The organism is Rhizobium giardinii bv. giardinii H152 (assembly GCF_000379605.1).
GTDB classification, from domain to species: Bacteria; Pseudomonadota; Alphaproteobacteria; order Rhizobiales; family Rhizobiaceae; genus Pararhizobium; species Pararhizobium giardinii.
This window is the reverse complement of sequence record NZ_KB902602.1, coordinates 179,375-194,976: the sequence shown is the minus strand read 5'-3', so window position 1 is coordinate 194,976 and position 15,602 is coordinate 179,375. Positions and strand designations below refer to the sequence as shown.

At 58.1% G+C, this 15,602-nt stretch carries 18 protein-coding genes and 1 pseudogene; 10 read left to right on the top strand and 9 right to left on the bottom strand.

Translation table 11 applies throughout. From position 1 onward, the window contains the following. Nucleotides 1-820: 820 nt before the first annotated feature. Complete coding sequence (locus tag A3AY_RS40445; RefSeq protein ID WP_234913075.1) at nt 821-1,150, bottom strand: class I SAM-dependent methyltransferase; 330 nt, start codon at nt 1,148-1,150, stop codon at nt 821-823. Nucleotides 1,151-1,597: 447 nt separating this feature from the next. Then, a complete protein-coding gene (locus A3AY_RS0109880; protein ID WP_026203277.1) occupies nt 1,598-2,512 on the bottom strand; it encodes a LysR family transcriptional regulator in 915 nt (304 codons plus the stop codon). A 100-nt stretch (nt 2,513-2,612) separates the two neighbouring features. Here A3AY_RS0109880 and A3AY_RS0109875 point away from each other — a divergent pair, with 100 nt between their 5' ends. The 10 genes and pseudogenes from A3AY_RS0109875 to A3AY_RS0109835 all read left to right on the top strand — a co-directional run bounded on the left by A3AY_RS0109875 (nt 2,613) and on the right by A3AY_RS0109835 (nt 10,231). Next, nucleotides 2,613-3,509, top strand: a complete 897-nt coding sequence (locus A3AY_RS0109875) for a pirin family protein (protein WP_018325520.1) — start codon at nt 2,613-2,615, stop codon at nt 3,507-3,509. Between the two features lie 24 nt (nt 3,510-3,533). After that, a complete protein-coding gene (locus A3AY_RS0109870; protein ID WP_018325519.1) occupies nt 3,534-4,130 on the top strand; it encodes an NADPH-dependent F420 reductase in 597 nt (198 codons plus the stop codon). 347 nt (nt 4,131-4,477) lie between these two features. Beyond that, the gene (locus A3AY_RS41410; RefSeq protein ID WP_420830251.1) at nt 4,478-4,561 is read left to right on the top strand and encodes a hypothetical protein; all 84 of its coding nucleotides are present in this window, start codon (nt 4,478-4,480) and stop codon (nt 4,559-4,561) included. A 311-nt stretch (nt 4,562-4,872) separates the two neighbouring features. Then, entirely contained in the window at nt 4,873-5,805 is a 933-nt protein-coding gene (locus A3AY_RS0109865; protein WP_018325518.1) for a LysR family transcriptional regulator, read from the top strand. A 158-nt stretch (nt 5,806-5,963) separates the two neighbouring features. Beyond that, a complete protein-coding gene (locus tag A3AY_RS0109860; protein WP_018325517.1) occupies nt 5,964-6,620 on the top strand; it encodes a hydrolase in 657 nt (218 codons plus the stop codon). A gap of 268 nt (nt 6,621-6,888) precedes the next feature. Continuing rightward, nucleotides 6,889-7,497 carry an NAD(P)H:quinone oxidoreductase gene (gene wrbA, locus A3AY_RS0109855; protein WP_018325516.1) on the top strand — a complete coding sequence of 203 codons (609 nt, stop codon included), beginning with the start codon at nt 6,889-6,891 and terminating at the stop codon, nt 7,495-7,497. Nucleotides 7,498-7,570: 73 nt separating this feature from the next. Continuing rightward, nucleotides 7,571-8,344: pseudogene (locus A3AY_RS34935) on the top strand (SDR family NAD(P)-dependent oxidoreductase). A gap of 25 nt (nt 8,345-8,369) precedes the next feature. Next, nucleotides 8,370-8,852, top strand: a complete 483-nt coding sequence (locus A3AY_RS0109845) for an ester cyclase (protein WP_018325513.1) — start codon at nt 8,370-8,372, stop codon at nt 8,850-8,852. Beyond that, on the top strand, nt 8,839-9,615 hold the full coding sequence (locus A3AY_RS0109840; RefSeq protein WP_018325512.1) for an SDR family oxidoreductase: 777 nt from the start codon (nt 8,839-8,841) through the stop codon (nt 9,613-9,615). Before A3AY_RS0109845 ends, A3AY_RS0109840 begins: the two co-directional genes overlap by 14 nt. Nucleotides 9,616-9,796: 181 nt before the next feature. Continuing rightward, nucleotides 9,797-10,231, top strand: coding sequence for a DoxX family protein (locus A3AY_RS0109835; protein WP_018325511.1), 435 nt, complete (start codon nt 9,797-9,799; stop codon nt 10,229-10,231). A 54-nt stretch (nt 10,232-10,285) separates the two neighbouring features. Here the strand turns inward: A3AY_RS0109835 and A3AY_RS34930 are convergent, their stop codons facing one another. The 7 genes from A3AY_RS34930 to A3AY_RS0109800 form a co-directional block, all read right to left on the bottom strand. Then, entirely contained in the window at nt 10,286-10,951 is a 666-nt protein-coding gene (locus A3AY_RS34930; RefSeq protein ID WP_018325510.1) for an SDR family NAD(P)-dependent oxidoreductase, read from the bottom strand. Between the two features lie 164 nt (nt 10,952-11,115). Continuing rightward, a complete protein-coding gene (locus A3AY_RS0109825) occupies nt 11,116-11,955 on the bottom strand; it encodes an oxidoreductase (protein WP_018325509.1) in 840 nt (279 codons plus the stop codon). Between the two features lie 21 nt (nt 11,956-11,976). Next, entirely contained in the window at nt 11,977-12,279 is a 303-nt protein-coding gene (locus tag A3AY_RS0109820; protein WP_018325508.1) for a putative quinol monooxygenase, read from the bottom strand. 100 nt (nt 12,280-12,379) lie between these two features. Next, on the bottom strand, nt 12,380-12,664 hold the full coding sequence (locus A3AY_RS0109815; RefSeq protein ID WP_018325507.1) for a DUF1330 domain-containing protein: 285 nt from the start codon (nt 12,662-12,664) through the stop codon (nt 12,380-12,382). Between the two features lie 51 nt (nt 12,665-12,715). Next, complete coding sequence (locus tag A3AY_RS0109810; protein ID WP_018325506.1) at nt 12,716-13,264, bottom strand: flavin reductase family protein; 549 nt, start codon at nt 13,262-13,264, stop codon at nt 12,716-12,718. A gap of 57 nt (nt 13,265-13,321) precedes the next feature. Beyond that, nucleotides 13,322-14,071: an SDR family oxidoreductase gene (locus A3AY_RS0109805; protein WP_018325505.1), complete on the bottom strand. Its 750-nt coding sequence runs from the start codon at nt 14,069-14,071 to the stop codon at nt 13,322-13,324. A gap of 146 nt (nt 14,072-14,217) precedes the next feature. Then, a complete protein-coding gene (locus A3AY_RS0109800) occupies nt 14,218-15,222 on the bottom strand; it encodes an AraC family transcriptional regulator (protein WP_026203276.1) in 1,005 nt (334 codons plus the stop codon). Nucleotides 15,223-15,602: the final 380 nt, after the last annotated feature.

Genomic DNA, 15,602 nt, shown 5'->3' with positions numbered 1-15,602 from the left:
CGGCATAGTGGAAGCGCCGAGCAGCAGAGCAAGCGGGATGACGATTGGAGGCTTCATATCGGATCTAATCCTGGACTTTATGTTTATCCAGCGCGCGCATTCACCTGAGGCTCTGGAACAGCTCCTGACTGGGAGAAGACACGTCTGCTAGCCCCTGCATNCGGCCCCGCAGGATCGTCAGCGGGGTCCTGAGTTCGTGGGGATCGCGGAATTCGAGTACTTCGGCTCCTTCTCCGCCCGCTGCAACTATTCGGCCATGCGGTTGAATACTCGATCAGGCGGTCGGCCTCGCCGAAGCGGCCTTGGCCCGACGCCCGTCTGCCAAAGTCGCCCGCCGCTATCGAGCGGGCCGCCTCCGTCACGGTCACGAGCGGCGTGACAAGCCTCTTTTCCACTCTCAGGCCCAAATAAGCCGTTTCGGGACTGCCCCAAAGAATTTTCCATCGCAGCCTCCGATAGTTCCGGAATGACCCTGCGCAATGAACTCTACACATTACCTCCACGAAAACGCAATATTGCGAAGCCATATTGTAGAGGGCCGCCAGAAAAGATTAACCGTCCGGCGAGGCCACAGAGCCGTCCTTTGCAAGGTCGCATCGGATACCAACCAGCTAGCCAATCAGGCATTCGCGTTTGACAACAGTCTTCCTCTGACAACGATATGGTTCGCGCCGCGGTCCCCTCGCGTTCGAGGCCGCCTCGCCATGATCAGGAGAAGGAAGGCTCCAAGGTTCCGCCAGCGTGTGAACGGTGGGACTGCTTTGCATGCGGCTTGGGACGGCTGCGGCTCCCCAATGTATGAGAATGAAACCGGCGGAGGCTACAGCGTTGAGATAGTCGCCCATAGTGCGCGGGAATCTGGGAACTGCGAACGGAACGACATCTTCGTTCTTGGGACGATCACCGAAACGCCAATGCTCTTGAAAGTTGATCTGTCGAAATAGCGAGAAACCCGAAGGCCAGTTGTTCTTCCTTCTTCGTCTTTTTCCCAACCAAGTCCCGAAGTAATGAAACAGGGATTCAGAACGCTAAATAGGAGGAAGCCGCCTGGTCGCAGTAGCCGGAATGCCTCTCCAAGAGCACCGGGTAAATTAGGTCCGTCCATCAAAGCCATGGTCGAAAGGACCGCATCGAAAGATGTATCTGCCATCCCGCAATGGTCGCTACATGAGGTGACGTCCAAGCGGATCTGCTTCCTCCGCTTGCTTGGCGTGTTCGATCATTCGAGAAAGATCAAGCCCAGTTACGCGTGCGCCTAGGCACCTGCGTGACCTGCATCCAGCCAGGCGCGGTGGCGACGGAGTTCCACGACCACATCACGGATGACGGCTACCGGAAGCAGTTGCACGATTCGCGGCGGCAATGATCTCCCCACAGCCTAAAGATTTCGTGGACAGGGTCATCTTCGCTGCGGGAGCTCTGCCGCATGTCGATGTTCGCTGCACTCAGGCCGAAGATTTGCGCCGTTGGTGCTTCGAGATTGGTTGGTCATGGCCATCTCCTTCGCTAGTTGCTCCATCCGCCCGTCGCGGCGGGTGACAAAAAGCTATCGCTGTCGAAGGGGCAGAAGGTACCGCTTGCCATATTCTCCAGAGGTCTAGCCGGCCGCTATTGAGTCATCAATGTCCTGGCTTTGGAAATGGTCGATGAGGAAGCGGGCGGCGGGACCGGGAGGCGAGTCAGTGCGATAAACGGCCTGAAGGCGGTAGGGGCCGCCCTTGCAGTCAGGAAGATCGAGCTGTACCAGGCGCCCTGCCTCGAGGTCATCACGAACCATCGGTTCCGGCATATTACCCCAGCCGATCCCCTCCTTAAGCAGCATGTGCTTGGCGCCAAGATCAGCAAGCCGCCAGGTATGGTTCCCGACAACTGCGAACTCGTGCCCCTGCGTGAGAGGCGATCTGTCCGTCAGGACCAGCTGAATGTGGCCCCGAGCTGTGCCCGGTGGATGCGACCCGCCTGCCAATGGATGGTCCGGCGACGCGACAGGAATGAGCTTTACGAAGCCTACACCGATGCGCTCGAGCCCCGCGATCTCGACGTCGAGAGGACCACTGATCCCAATCGCCGCAGTACGGTTGAGCACGATCTGTGTAACCGCGCCTAGGGCTTCGACATAGAGAAGAAGGGACACGCTGGGAAATTCCCGTCGAAACGCCTTCAGGGCATCCATGACACGAGCGGCAGGAAGCATGACGTCGAGCGCAAGATGGACCTCCGGCTCCACGCCGCGCAGCATGCTTTTTACCTTGGCCCGAAGGTTATCGATGCCATGCGCGACACTCTTGGCCTCAGCAAGAACCGTCCTCCCCTCCAGGGTCAGCTGCGGCTTCTTCGTCGAGAGACGATCGAAGAGCGTAACGCCCAACTGCGCTTCGAGATTAGCGATCGTGTAGCTGATCACCGAAGTGGCACGGTTGAGCTTCCTGGAGGCGGCCGCAAAGCTGCCTGTCTCAACCACGGTGATGAAAACTTTGAGCTGATCCAGCGTCGGCTGGCCGGGGTCTGACATTTCGAATTCCTCGATCGTTTTCACCGAAATTATCTGAGTTTTCCGAAACGTCTAGCGGGCCTACCTTCCTTTCATCGAAATTCAATCGTCGGAGCTGACAATGACTTATTTGTCGAACGCTGATATCGAGCAAGTCATTCTGCCCTCGACCCGAGACCTGGGAGGGTTCTCTGTCCGCCGCGCGCTGCCGGCGGCAATGCGTCAGATGGTCGGACCCTTTATTTTTCTCGACAGCTTTGGCCCGGTCCGCTTCGGAGTTGGCGAAGGCATTGATACCCGCCCTCATCCGCATATCGGTCTTTCGACTCTCACCTACCTTCTCGAAGGTGAACTTATGCATCGTGACAGCGAGAGCTACGTGCAGTTGATCAGCCCGGGGGAAGTCAATTTGATGGTGGCCGGCTCCGGCATTGTTCATTCCGAGCGGACGCCGGAGCATATCCGCAAGGACGGAGGCAAGCTCACGGGGCTGCAGAGCTGGATCGCCCTTCCGAAACAGTCGGAAGAGACAGCGCCCCTTTTCCAGCATCTTGGCGCCAATGAACTGCCGACCGTCAATGGCGAGGGCATTAATATGAAGCTTCTCGCGGGCACCCTGCACGGCCGGCGCTCACCTGCGGCTACCTTTTCTGATCTGTTTTCCGCAGAGATCCAGCTTGAAGCCGGCTCGCGGTACCGGATTAACGGCGAGCATATCGAGCGAGCCATATTCGTCGTCAGCGGTGCGATCGAGATCATCGGTCAGGACGGCACCTACGGTCCCGATCGTCTCATCGTGTTTAAACCCGGCGCGGAGATCGTGGTGAAGGCAAGCGAGGCAGCCCGGTTTCTTGCGTTTGGAGGCGAGCCGCTTCCGGAAAAGCGGTTCATCCGCTGGAATTTCGTGGCCACGGATCAGGAGCGCATTCGCCATGCGGCCGACCTTTGGCGCGAACGGCAGTTTCCCGGCGTGCCGGGCGACGATGAGTTTATTCCCCTCCCCGACAACTTCAACTGAAACCCCATATAAAGGAGAACTACCATGACTACCTATGCAATTATCGGTTCAGGTGCGATCGGCTCTGCACTTGCAGAACGCTTCCATGCCGCAAGTGTCGATGCCGTTATCGCCAACACACGCGGTGCGGCTTCGCTTCAGTCAATCACCGACAAGTTCGGCAGCACAGTAAAGGCTGTGGACCTCGATCAGGCTATTCAATCCGACGTCCTTATCCTGGCCGTGCCCTACGACGCCGTGCCGGAAGTCGCCAGGAGAAAGGCAGTCTGGGATGGCCGCACCATCGTCGATGCGACCAATGCTATCGACTTTCCTGCTTTCAAACCGCGTGATCTTGGCGGCCCCCTGTCGTCGGAGATCGTTGCGCAACTATTCCCCGGCTCTGAGCTTGTGAAGGCGTTCAACACGCTGCCCGCCGCGGTGCTTGCAGCCGATCCGGTCAAACCGAGCGGAAAGCGTGTTCTCTTCCTGTCCGGCAACTTTCCTGAGGCAAGAAAGAAAGTCGCTGACCTGATCTCTCGCCTCGGCTTTGCGCCTGTCGATCTTGGCAGTTTCAAAGCCACCGGCTCTCTTCAGCATTTCGGGCAGCCGCTCGTAGCCCTTAATCTGCTGAAGGATTGAACGGGCGGGAGAAGCGCCACCATTCAGCGGATCGTGCAATTTCCGAAAGCCCTTGTGACACCGCCTCCTCCGAGCCTTGTGAGCTCAAGAAACATCAACGAACGAGAGGTGCGACAGATGAACGGAGATACCCAGCCGTTCCCATCGCTCTTCAGCCTCCAAATCAACCAAGGCTGCGAAATCTATTCGGGCTGAAGCAGACTGATAGTCGCGGATTTCGCAGCCATCTTCGTTTTCACATTATCAGAAACATAGATGATCGAACTTTTCGCGCGCATTCTTGCCGACAACTGCCGCAAACAAGGCGTGATGGAGCACATATCCCGCGAGTCCACATCCTGCGCCGTGTGGCTCCTACGGAGACGGTTCCAGTCCTGCGTAAACCTGTAGTCTGTTTCGTCGCGCAAGGCCGAAAGCAGACCACACCCTAGCGAATCAAAGCTATCTATACGAGCCGATGAAGTTCCCGATAGCCAGTGTCGTTCTCCCCCATCGCGCGTCAGATCCTTGGGGCCTCGACTGAGAAGCCTTATCTGCGCCTACGGCTCGATTTGACGCGGCGGCGATAGCGGATGTCTTCATGCAGCCGTGCCCCGGTGGGTTTCGAAATCTGGCGTCGGGACGGGCAGTAATTTTGTCGACGGCCGAGTACACCGGCGAGAGCGCTGCGCTATTGCAGTTAGTACACTAGGGAAATTAAAACGCTCCTGGGAGGTAAAAGAGAGCGTGGATTGGAATTCGAATGAAGGGGCCGGGTATACCCACTTTTGATCAACTGCAGGTTTTCCTGACCGTTGTCGATGAAGGCAGTTTCGCCGCGGCGGCGCGCAAACTCAATCGAGCGACATCAGTCGTAAGCTATACCATTGCTAATCTTGAGGCGCAGTTAGGTTTTTCGCTGTTCGACCGCACTTCGACACGAAGACCCAAGCTGACGGATGCGGGAAAGATCGTTTTAACCGAAACCAGAGCGGTTGCGAATGGTGTCCGTCGTCTTCGCGCCAAGGCGCAAGGCCTATTACAGGGGATCGAACCCTGCTTGTCGGTCGTTCTTGATGCCATGTTGCCAGCATCGCGAGTGCTCGGCGCTCTTAGGGCTTTCCGAGCCCGATTTCCGACTATTCCACTGCACGTCCGTACCGAAGGATTGGGGGCGGTGACCGAACTTGTTCTGAATGGAAAGGCATCCATTGGAATAAGCGGCCCACCGGATGTGGATATCGACGGTCTCGAAAGGATGGGGATTGGCAGCGTGGAACTGATACCTGTCGCGGCGCCGGATCATCCTCTCGCGCTCGCAGACGACAACCGTATCGGCGCGGGCCGCGAGCACGTTCAGATTGTTTTGACAGACAGATCGGAGCGTACAAGAGGCATCGACCTCGGGGTCGTTGCGACCCATACTTGGCGCGTTGCCGATCTTTCGACAAAGCACATGCTTCTTCTCGAAGGGATTGGGTGGGGAAATATGCCTGTTCCCCTTATCCGAGACGATTTAATTGCCGGGCGGTTGGCCAAGATAACGTTACCGGACATCAAGGGCGGAAACTATCGGTTCTTCGCAATTCATCGCTCCGATTCTCCGCCCGGACCGGCGGGAACCTTCATGATCGAAACATTTGCGAACCAGGTTCCCAATTGGGCACTCGGCCCTTGTGATGTTTACGCCCTCTGAATGAGTATACCACTTATTGACGACCCAGCGCATTCCGCGTTCGATTTTTTCGAATACCGCGAACGAATTTATACGGCTTTTTACTCCGGAGAGGCGTGTGGCATCTTGCAGCCCGTAACCTCCTCATTCGTAATTCCCTGTAAAAGCTGGACAAATACATGATAAGCACGATTTTTGCAAAAACTGGGCTCGAGACGCTGTTGACGCCCGACAACTGCGTCTTGATGCTGATTGATCATCAGCCATTTCAAGCGGCGGCCGTCAAAAACATCGATGTCGCGACGATGATCAACAACACGGTTTCGCTCGCCAAGACAGCAAAAGCCTTCGGCGTCCCGACGCTTCTTACAAGCGTTCTCAGCGACCGAGGCGGTCTCATCTTCAAACAAATCACCGATGTCTTTCCCGAACAGACGCCAATTGACCGGACTTTTATCAACACATGGGAAGATCAAAATTGCGTCAGCTGGGTCCAGAAGACCGGTCGGAAAAAGATCGTCATAGCGGCACTTTGGACGGAAGTTTGCCTGGCCTTCCCGGTCATTCACGCGCTAGGCGATGGGTATGAAGTCTACTTCGTAACGGACGCCTCGGGCGGGACGAGCGTGGAAGCGCACGAAATGGGTATCGCACGGATGATTCAGGCTGGAGCAGTACCGCTAACCTCCGGTGTATTCATGGCTGAACTGCAGCGTGATTGGGCCCGAGCCGACAGCGCTGCAAAAATTGCCGAGATCATCCTCGACCACGGTGGTGCAACTGGCACCAGCCTTGCTTGGGAGCTGCAACTGCTTGCCGGATCGCATCACGCATAGATCGCCTTTGCGGTCGCTCAACCCGGCAGATTCGTTGCCGGCGCAACGGCTTCTCCACAGCGCCCGGAATGGTGCTGCATCCGTGAATTGAATCGGCCCGGATCACACTGTCGAAGGCGGCGCTTGGCGCCGCTTTTTTGTCTCTCGGTTGCGTCACTGACGTTCGATTTTTTCGACCGTAAGCGACCATTTTATCCGGCTGTTCCGAAATGATCGAACGCAGCATCTTGCCTTCATCGAATTCAACCACTCCAACGGAGCAAAGCAAATGACCAAGGTTCTCGTACTCTACTACTCGTCCTACGGCCACATCGAAACGATGGCCGGTGCAATCGCTGAAGGCGCAAGAAACGCCGGCGCCGAAGTTACGATCAAGCGCGTGCCGGAGACTGTCCCGCTCGAAGTCGCCGACAAGGCTCACTTCAAACTCAATCAGGAGGCCCCGATTGCGACCGTGGCGGAACTGGCCGACTATGATGCGATCATCGTCGGTACCGGAACACGCTTCGGCCGTATGTCCTCCCAGATGGCGGCGTTTCTCGACCAGGCCGGTGGCCTGTGGGCACGTGGAGCTCTCAACGGCAAGGTAGGCGCAGCGTTCGCGTCGACCGGTACCCAGCATGGTGGACAGGAAACCACCCTGTTTTCGATCATCACCAACCTCATGCACTTTGGCATGATCATCGTCGGCCTGCCCTATAGCCACAAGGGCCAGATGAGCACGGAAGAAATCGTTGGCGGCGCTCCCTATGGCGCAACGACGGTTGCCGGTGGCGACGGGTCGCGCCAGCCTTCGCAGATCGATCTTGCAGGTGCCTACCATCAGGGCGAGATTGTTGCCCGGACCGCAACTGCTCTCGTCGCTGCTCACGGCTAAGCCCGCCTAACTCACTCCTGAATTTCAGCTCCAACCAGACCAGCCGATTGCCATCGGGTGGCAAGGAGAAGTCATGTCCTCGCTTTTCTCAAACAAGGTCGTCGCGGTCACCGGTGCGGCTTCGGGAATCGGTCGGGCGATAGCACTGGGGCTCGCTCGTGACGGCGCGACAGTGCATCTCGCCGATCGCGATGCCCAAGGTCTCACGCAGACCGCAGACCTAATCCGCGCCAAATATGGCCGGGCGTTTACAACCGAACTCGACGTCGCCAGCGAACCTCAGGTCGTCGGATGGATCGAGCAGATCAACGCTGCATCCGGTCGGCTCGACGCTGCCTTCAACAATGCCGGGATCACCGGCCCTGCGAAGCGGATCGAAGACTATCCTCTTGAAGACTTCCAACGGGTCATCGCCGTCAATCTCCAAAGCGTCTTTCTCGGGATGAAGTACTAAATCCCACTGATCAGGCGCAGCGGTGGTGGTTCGATCGTCAACACAGCTTCGGTCGCCGCTTTGACAGGACCGGGAGGCATGAGTGCCTACGCTGCTTCCAAGCATGGCGTGCAGGGCCTGACCCGGGTTGCCGCGATGGAAAATGCGGCCCAGGGCATTCGCGTCAACGCGATTGCCCCCGGCTGGACTGAAACGCCAATGGTCGCGGCAAACAGCCAGCAGAACCCGGGTTTTGCAGCCCTTGCCCAAAACGCCATTCCTGCCAAACGCGGCGGCAAGCCGGAGGAAATCGCGGCCGCCGCGATCTGGCTTGCCTCTGACGCCGCCTCCTATGTCACCGGACACATGCTGACCGTCGATGGCGGCATGACAATCGGTGGTTTTGAACTCTGACACCGAACCCAGGAAAGATCATCCCATGTCAGACCATCATGAAGTCCAACAGGAAGCATTGAAAGCAGTCGTCCGGCGCAACACACTTGAAGTGCAGTCTGGCGGCAATTTCGAACTGTTCGACGAACTTTTCGCCGACGACTTCCTGGACCACACGCCGCAGCCAGGTGGGACGCCGGACAAGGAAGGTGCGCGCCGCCTTTACCAGGCGCTACGCGAAGCCTTCCCGGATTTCCATGCCGAAATCCATTGGCAAGCGGTCGATGGCGATATCGTCACGACCTTCAAGACTTACCACGGCACCCATCAGGGCGTCGTACTTGGAATCGAGCCAACGGGCCGAAAGATCAAGTTCGAAACCGTCGATGCCATGCGCATTCGCAACGGCCAGATCGTCGAACACTGGGGTGTCGCCAACCTCTACTACCTCCTGCAGCAACTCGACGCCCTGCCCTCCTCGGCTCCCAAAATGCCGGAAACTAAGGATCACCACAATGAGCAACAGTAACATTCTAGACGGCAAGGTTGTCATCGTAACCGGCGCATCGAGCGGCATTGGCCGTGCGATCGCCATCCGAGCTGCCGAACATGGCGCCGAAGCAGTTATCGTCTCGGACGTCGTGGAAGCACCTCGCGAAGGCGGTGAACCGACTGCCTCCGAGATCAGAAAACTGGGGACAAAATCCGTTTTCATCAAAGCAGACGTCAGCCGCAAGGCTGACAACGACGCCCTGGTTGCGGCGGCAGAAGAATTCGGCGGCGTCGATGTCATGGTCGCAAATGCAGGCATTACACTGAAGACAGACGGGGCGGAGGTTCCGGAAGACGATTACCGCCGCCTGATGGCGGTGAACCTCGATGGCCCGCTGTTCGGTGCTCAGGCTGCTGCGCGCCAGATGAAGGCACTGAACAAGCAGGGCAGCATTGTCCTCATGGCGAGCATGGGCGGGATCTCTGGCGCCGGCATCACCGTTGCCTACTCGACAAGCAAGGGCGGTGTGGTGCTGATGGCGAAATCACTGGCCGACGCCCTTGGACCGGATGGCATCCGTGTGAACGCGGTAGCACCCGGCACGATCGACACCGAGCTTCTTCGCACGAGCCCCGGTATCGCCCAGGCTTCCGAGGGCTTTCGCCAGAGGACGCCGCTTCGGCGGCTTGGCAAACCGGCGGAAGTCGGGGATGCTGTCGCTTTCCTCGGATCGGACCTGTCGAGCTATGTGTCAGGCACGGCCCTTCTGGTAGATGGAGGCCTGCTCTCAGTCATCTGATTTCTCGACCGTCCTGTCGGACCCGCGCCGTCAAAAGCGCGGGTTTTTCTTTACCTTTATCGTTCGATTTTATCGACGATAATCTCCCATATTATCCAGCTTTTTCGTTCGATCGGACAATGGCAATTTCTCCTCACGACGCAGCCAACGGTGGCTACGCCCCAACTCAAGGAGAATTTCCATGTCTTATTCCGATGCAATCGCCCAGCGCGTTGAAACCCTTTCCCATTCGGCCCTCATTAACGGCGTCACGCCTCTCGCCGGCCGTATCCTTTTGGCGGCAATCTTCCTTCTGTCCGGGATCAGCAAGATCTCTGATCCGGCTGGAACGATCGGCTATATCAACATGGTTGGCCTGCCCATCCCGCCGCTGTCCTACGGCGCAGCCGTCGTGACTGAAATCCTGGGCAGCATTGCCCTGATCCTCGGCTTCCAGACCCGCATCGTCGCTTTGATCCTTGCCCTGTTCAGCGTTGCCACTGCACTGACGTTCCACAACAACCTCAGCGACCTGAACCAGTTCATCCACTTCTTCAAGAATATCGCAATGGCCGGTGGCCTGCTGCAGGTCGTGGCGTTCGGCGCGGGTCGTTACAGCCTCGACGCCCGCCGCTAATCGAATCACTCGATCAAAGGAAAAGCCCGGACAATGTCCGGGCTTTTCGCGGTTTCATTTATCCCACTCCGGGCCGCCATCCGCGCAGGTCTGGCCACCGTCCACCGGCAGGACTATACCGGTGATCCATGCCGCTTCGTCGCTGGCAAGGAAGGCGACCGCCGAGGCAATCTCTTCCGGTTGGCCGCCCGTCTCAATGGAATGCGGTCCCAGGCCTTTTCGCAGCTCGTCATCATCCATGATGGCATCCACCATTCCCGTCACGGTAAGCCCGGGCGCCACTGTATTGGCCCTTACGCCGAACTTGCCCAGGTCGCAGGCCGCTGAGCGCGTTAGGTTTGCAACGCCACCCTTTGCAGCATTGTAGGCCGCATGGCTCCAGCCGCCACCAAGGGAAGAGACGGAGCCGATGTTGACGATCGAGCCCTTGGTCTCCTTGATATGCGGAACCGCTGCACGGCTCATGTAGAAGACGCCCGAAAGGTCCGAGGCAATGCACTCGTCCCAATCCTGATCGCTCGTCTCTTCGATGGTGCCGACGAGATTCATGCCGGCGGCATTGACGACAGTGTCGATGCGGCCGAACCGTTTCACGGTCGCTGCGACTAGGGCGTCGCAGTCCGGCCGTGAGGAAACATTGGCGACAAATGTGCCGCTGCGTTCGGCCGGCATCTTCGAGGCAGCTTCCGATAACCGCTTCTCGGTTCTGCCGGAGATCATCACGGACGCTCCCTCCTCAAGAAGCCGGTTGGCAATGGCGGCGCCGATACCGGAACCACCTAGCTACTCTTCCTTCAAGTCGCTTCGACATGACACACTCCTTCAATCTCCGTGGCGACGGCCGCGTTAGTGTTGGTTTCGTGTTTAGGTTTGACTGGTTTAGTTCAATTAGCCGGGAAGTCGGCGGAACGAGACAAAGCTTCCCAGGCAACAACGTTTGCCTTGAGATCCTCCGCCTTGTTCAGAGCGGCGTCCGCGGCGTCATTGCCGAGCGGAAGATGGTGCGGAGGCTGTTGCGCCATCACGGCTTCGCGGATGGCTTTCGCCGCGCGTGCCGGGTCCCCAGCCTGGTTGCCGACCGATGCATGGTAAGCACGACGTGCTTCGCCGGCTGTCGGTTCATAATCGGCAATAGTCGCCGCGACCTCATTCGACGATCCGGCCCATTCCGTCCTGAAGGCGCTTGGCTCGACTGTTATGACATTGATGCCGAGAGGAGCGACTTCTTTCCGAAGCGTATCCGACAGGCCCTCCACCGCAAATTTGGTGGCGCAGTAGTAGCCGACGCCTGTGTAGCCGACCAGGCCGCCGATCGATGTCAGATTGACTATCGTACCACTGCGGCGGGCTCGCATATGCGGAAGGACCGCATGGATCGTATTGGCGGTTCCAAAGAAATTGACGTCGAACAGGCGACGGGCATTTTGCTCATCAGTTTCCTCGACAGCACCGAAGAAGCCGATCCCGGCGTTGTTGATCAGGACGTCGATCCGACCGAAATGCGCTTCTGCAGCGTCCACGACCTTCTGGCACTGATCCCGGTCGATGACGTCGAGTGGAAGGATCAGGGCATCGCCCTTCTGTTCAAGATCCGCGATCTTGTCGGTCTTGCGGGCCGTGACGACAACCTTTTCGTCGGCCTCCAGCAGGTGTTCCGCGATGTAGCGACCGAAGCCCGTAGAGCATCCGGTTACGAGCCAGACTTTGGGGTTTTTCGTGCTCATTTCATATACTCCTTTCTTGTTTCAAGCCTGCGGGGACCGTTGCTGGTAGCCGCAGATTTCCACGTCTTCGACGCACAGGTCAGGGACCTTCGCCATGAAAGCCTGGACGTAATGCGTGCTCATATGCAGTTTGAAGTCGGATGCATGCCGCCAGTCTTCGAGCACCATCCACATGTCGGAGATATCGTTGGATTGGTGGATTTCGTAGCGCAGGCAGCCTTCCTCGTTGCGCGATGGCGTGACGAGCTGAAGCAGTTCGTCACCCAGATCTCGTGAGCGGCCCGGCTTCGCAGTGAAGTAGGCCACGTTGGTGAGGTCAGCCATTTCCGGTCTCCTTCTTCGTTAGGGCGACACCCGCATAGTCACGGCATGTCCGGAAAAGATCTCTCGCGCCTTTGCAGGAGCTGTCGCGATCTTGCTTTTTTCAGTCGCCGTTGATCGCTATGATGCGCGATGCGGCCGCAGCCTGCCGCTGTGCGGCCAAAGGCGCGTATTCGGGTGATGCGAAGAGCTGAAGGATCGCATCCTTGTCCGGAAACTCGATGATGAGCATGTTGGTGGCTGTCCAGCCTTCCAACTCCAGAGGGGTTTCATCGATGGCAATAAGCTTGCCGCCGGCTTTGGCGACGAGCGGCAATGCCTTGGACCGGTAGTCTTCGATGGACTTCATGTCGTGGATGTCGAGATCGACGATGAGATAGGCAGACATGTTTCTTCCTTTCATAATTGGTTGCTGGCTTGTGAGGATCGGCGCGCCCTCTCACGGGAGATGGCGCCATTTGACCATGCGGTCTTGGAGGTCGAGCGTGCCGCCGTCGACGGTGAACGTGCCGTCACCCCGGTGATGCATCATTCGACGTTCCCTTCGGCCCTCGTTGATCCAGATCCTCGGCGCCTCAAGGATGAAGAGGTTGTAGGGGTCGCAGAGCCGGGTATCGACGACCCGGCATTCGATGTTGGCTAGGCAGTCGGAGAGGAGCGGGGCTGATACGTCCTTGGCAGGTCGCGTCTTGAGACCGTACCTCTGGAATTTATCCACCCGATCGCCCGAACAGGTCCCGACGTCGACAACGGTTTCGGCGAGATCGAGACCGGGCACAGCGATGACACATTCTCCGGTTTTCCGGAGAGCCTGATAGCTGTGATCCCAGGGCCCGATGACACAACCGATCAGCGGCGGGTCATGCTGGATCATCATATGGAAGCCCATCGTCATCACGTTTGGCTTGCCGTTATCACTCGTTGAGACCATGACGATCGGGCCAGGTTCCAGGACGCGATAGGCTTGAGATGCAGGTAATTCCTTCATGACAATCTCCCTTGAGAGGTCCCTGCCTCGAAGCAGGGACCCGTCAGGGCCGGTCTGTTACCAACCCTGTTCTACTGGCAGAACGAACAGCTCGGCGACGTCCACATGAGCCGGGGCCCGGGCTGCGAAGACGATGGTGTCGCCGATGTCCTCGCCCTGAAGGAAGGTCATCTGGCTGGCCAGCTCGTCCATTTGCTTGCGGTAGCCCGGATCGGTGATGTGATCGTAGAGCTCGGTGGCAACCGCGCCTGGCTGGATGCAGGTCACGCGAATGCCGTGCTTCTGGCCGACTTCCATGCGCAGGCCGTCGGAGAAGGCCGTGACCGCATGTTTCGTGGCGCAGTAAACCGAAAGGCCCTTGAAGACCTTACGACCAGCGATCGAGGACATGTTGAAGACGTGGCCGGAATGCTGCTTGATCATCTGGGGCAGAACAGCGGCCGTCGTATTGAGCAGCCCCTTCACATTCACGTCCACCATCCGCTGCCACTCGTCGACCTTGAACTGATCGATATCGGAAAGCGGCATGAGACCGGCATTGTTGACGAGGATGTCGATCGAACCATAGGTCTCGACAAGCTTCTTGACGCCCGCGTCAACCGAGGTCGTGTCAACGACGTCCATTTCGATCACGAGAGCTTCACCGCCCTTGGCTTCGATCTGCCTCTTGATCTCCTCGAGCTTTTCGGTGCGGCGGGCAGCCAGGCCGACCTTTGCGCCGGCTTCAGCGAGCTTGACGGCGGTAGCAGCGCCAATGCCACTCGATGCGCCGGTAACAAGTGCGATCTTTCCGTTAAGGTTGGTCATTGTCTTCACTCCTTGTCTTGAAGCCCACCACCGCGGCGGGCGTTTCGTTTTGACAAGGAGGAAGCTAAGCCTTTCACCGGCGCCCTTCTCTCGGGGCCTTGCTCCACCTGTCGCGATCTTGCTCGAAATCGCGACAGGTGGAAAACCTAGCCTCGCCGGTAGTGGCTCGGCGGCAGGCCGGTCTCCCGACGGAAGACCTGCGCGAAATGGCTTGGGCTGGAATAGCCAACCGACATGCCGATCTCGATGATGCTCGTATCCGTCTCCTGCAGGAGAAGCTGCGCTCGGGCAACGCGCTGGCGAATGGAGTAGCGTGAGGGCGAGAGCCCGGTCGCCTTCTTGAACAAACGACTGAAATGAAATTCGCTCATGCCCACCGTTTCGGCAAGCTGTGCGAGATTGAACGGCTCGGCCAGATGCTGCTCGAGGTGGGCGACGGCCCGACGAAGCTTGAAGCCGGGAAGGGCGTTCTGGCGATCGTCGGCAGCGTCACTCGCGGCATAATTCCGGATCAGATGCACCACGAGGCTCTGGGTAAGGCCCTGGATGAACAGCTGGCTGCCTTTGCCTTCAGACGCCAGCTCCTGGTGGATCAATGCAAGAAGGTGTGACAGCTGCGTGTCCTTGCCGCCGGAGATGTCGCGCAGTGCAGGAGGGGCGGCGCAGCCCAGCACGTCGTAGGCGACGCGCTCGAACAGGGGAACGGAGAGATAAAGATGCATGACCTGGAAGGGCGCTTCTCCGATCGCGCGCCAACGCATCTCGTAGGGCGTGGGGGATCGGGTCAGAAAGAAGTCTCCAACGGTGACTGTGTTGGCGACCCAGTCCCCATCAAGGTCACGCTCTTCGACCACGGCCTCTCCCGACATCACCCAGACGATCAGTGGTTCGGCAACAGCGGGAACAAGAAAGGGCTCCTGCTTGTTCAGGCGGGAATAGACCTGCACGAACATGTCATTCCACGCCGGACTATCGCCACTGACAAGCGTGCGACCGGCTATATACTGTTCAAGCCCGAGTGGTGACGTTCGCTCGGGCCTTGCAGTAGCCTCTTCTAGTTCAGGCACGAGGGCCGCTGGATAAATGGGTTTTCCGGTAACGGCCGGGATCGGGGGCAAAACCTTTTCACGGGATGGTTCCATGTTTGCCAATGCGGACCCTTTCTTAAAACGAGAATAGCTGCGTAGGTTGCCTAGGCTTCAATGGAACATGCCCCGGTTCACATCTCCGCCCACAACCACCATCAGTGATGCAATGCAGCATTTCCGTCGGATAGGAAAACAAAACCGGTCTCATCCGAATCTTGAGGCCGATGAAATCCGCATCGACTCCGCCAGTGAGTATCGCCGGCTTCTTGGCGCAATCCGGAAAGCTTCCGACAGCATCTTTTCCAAGAAGCGAACGCAAGGTTGCGCCCTCTCCTGGCAGTGCTCGAATGAGCGTGACTGCTGCTGCATCGCCAAATATGGTCTACTCCATCGAAGGAAAATCGACCACGCCGGCAGGGTCTGCCGGCGTCATCATGACCTGA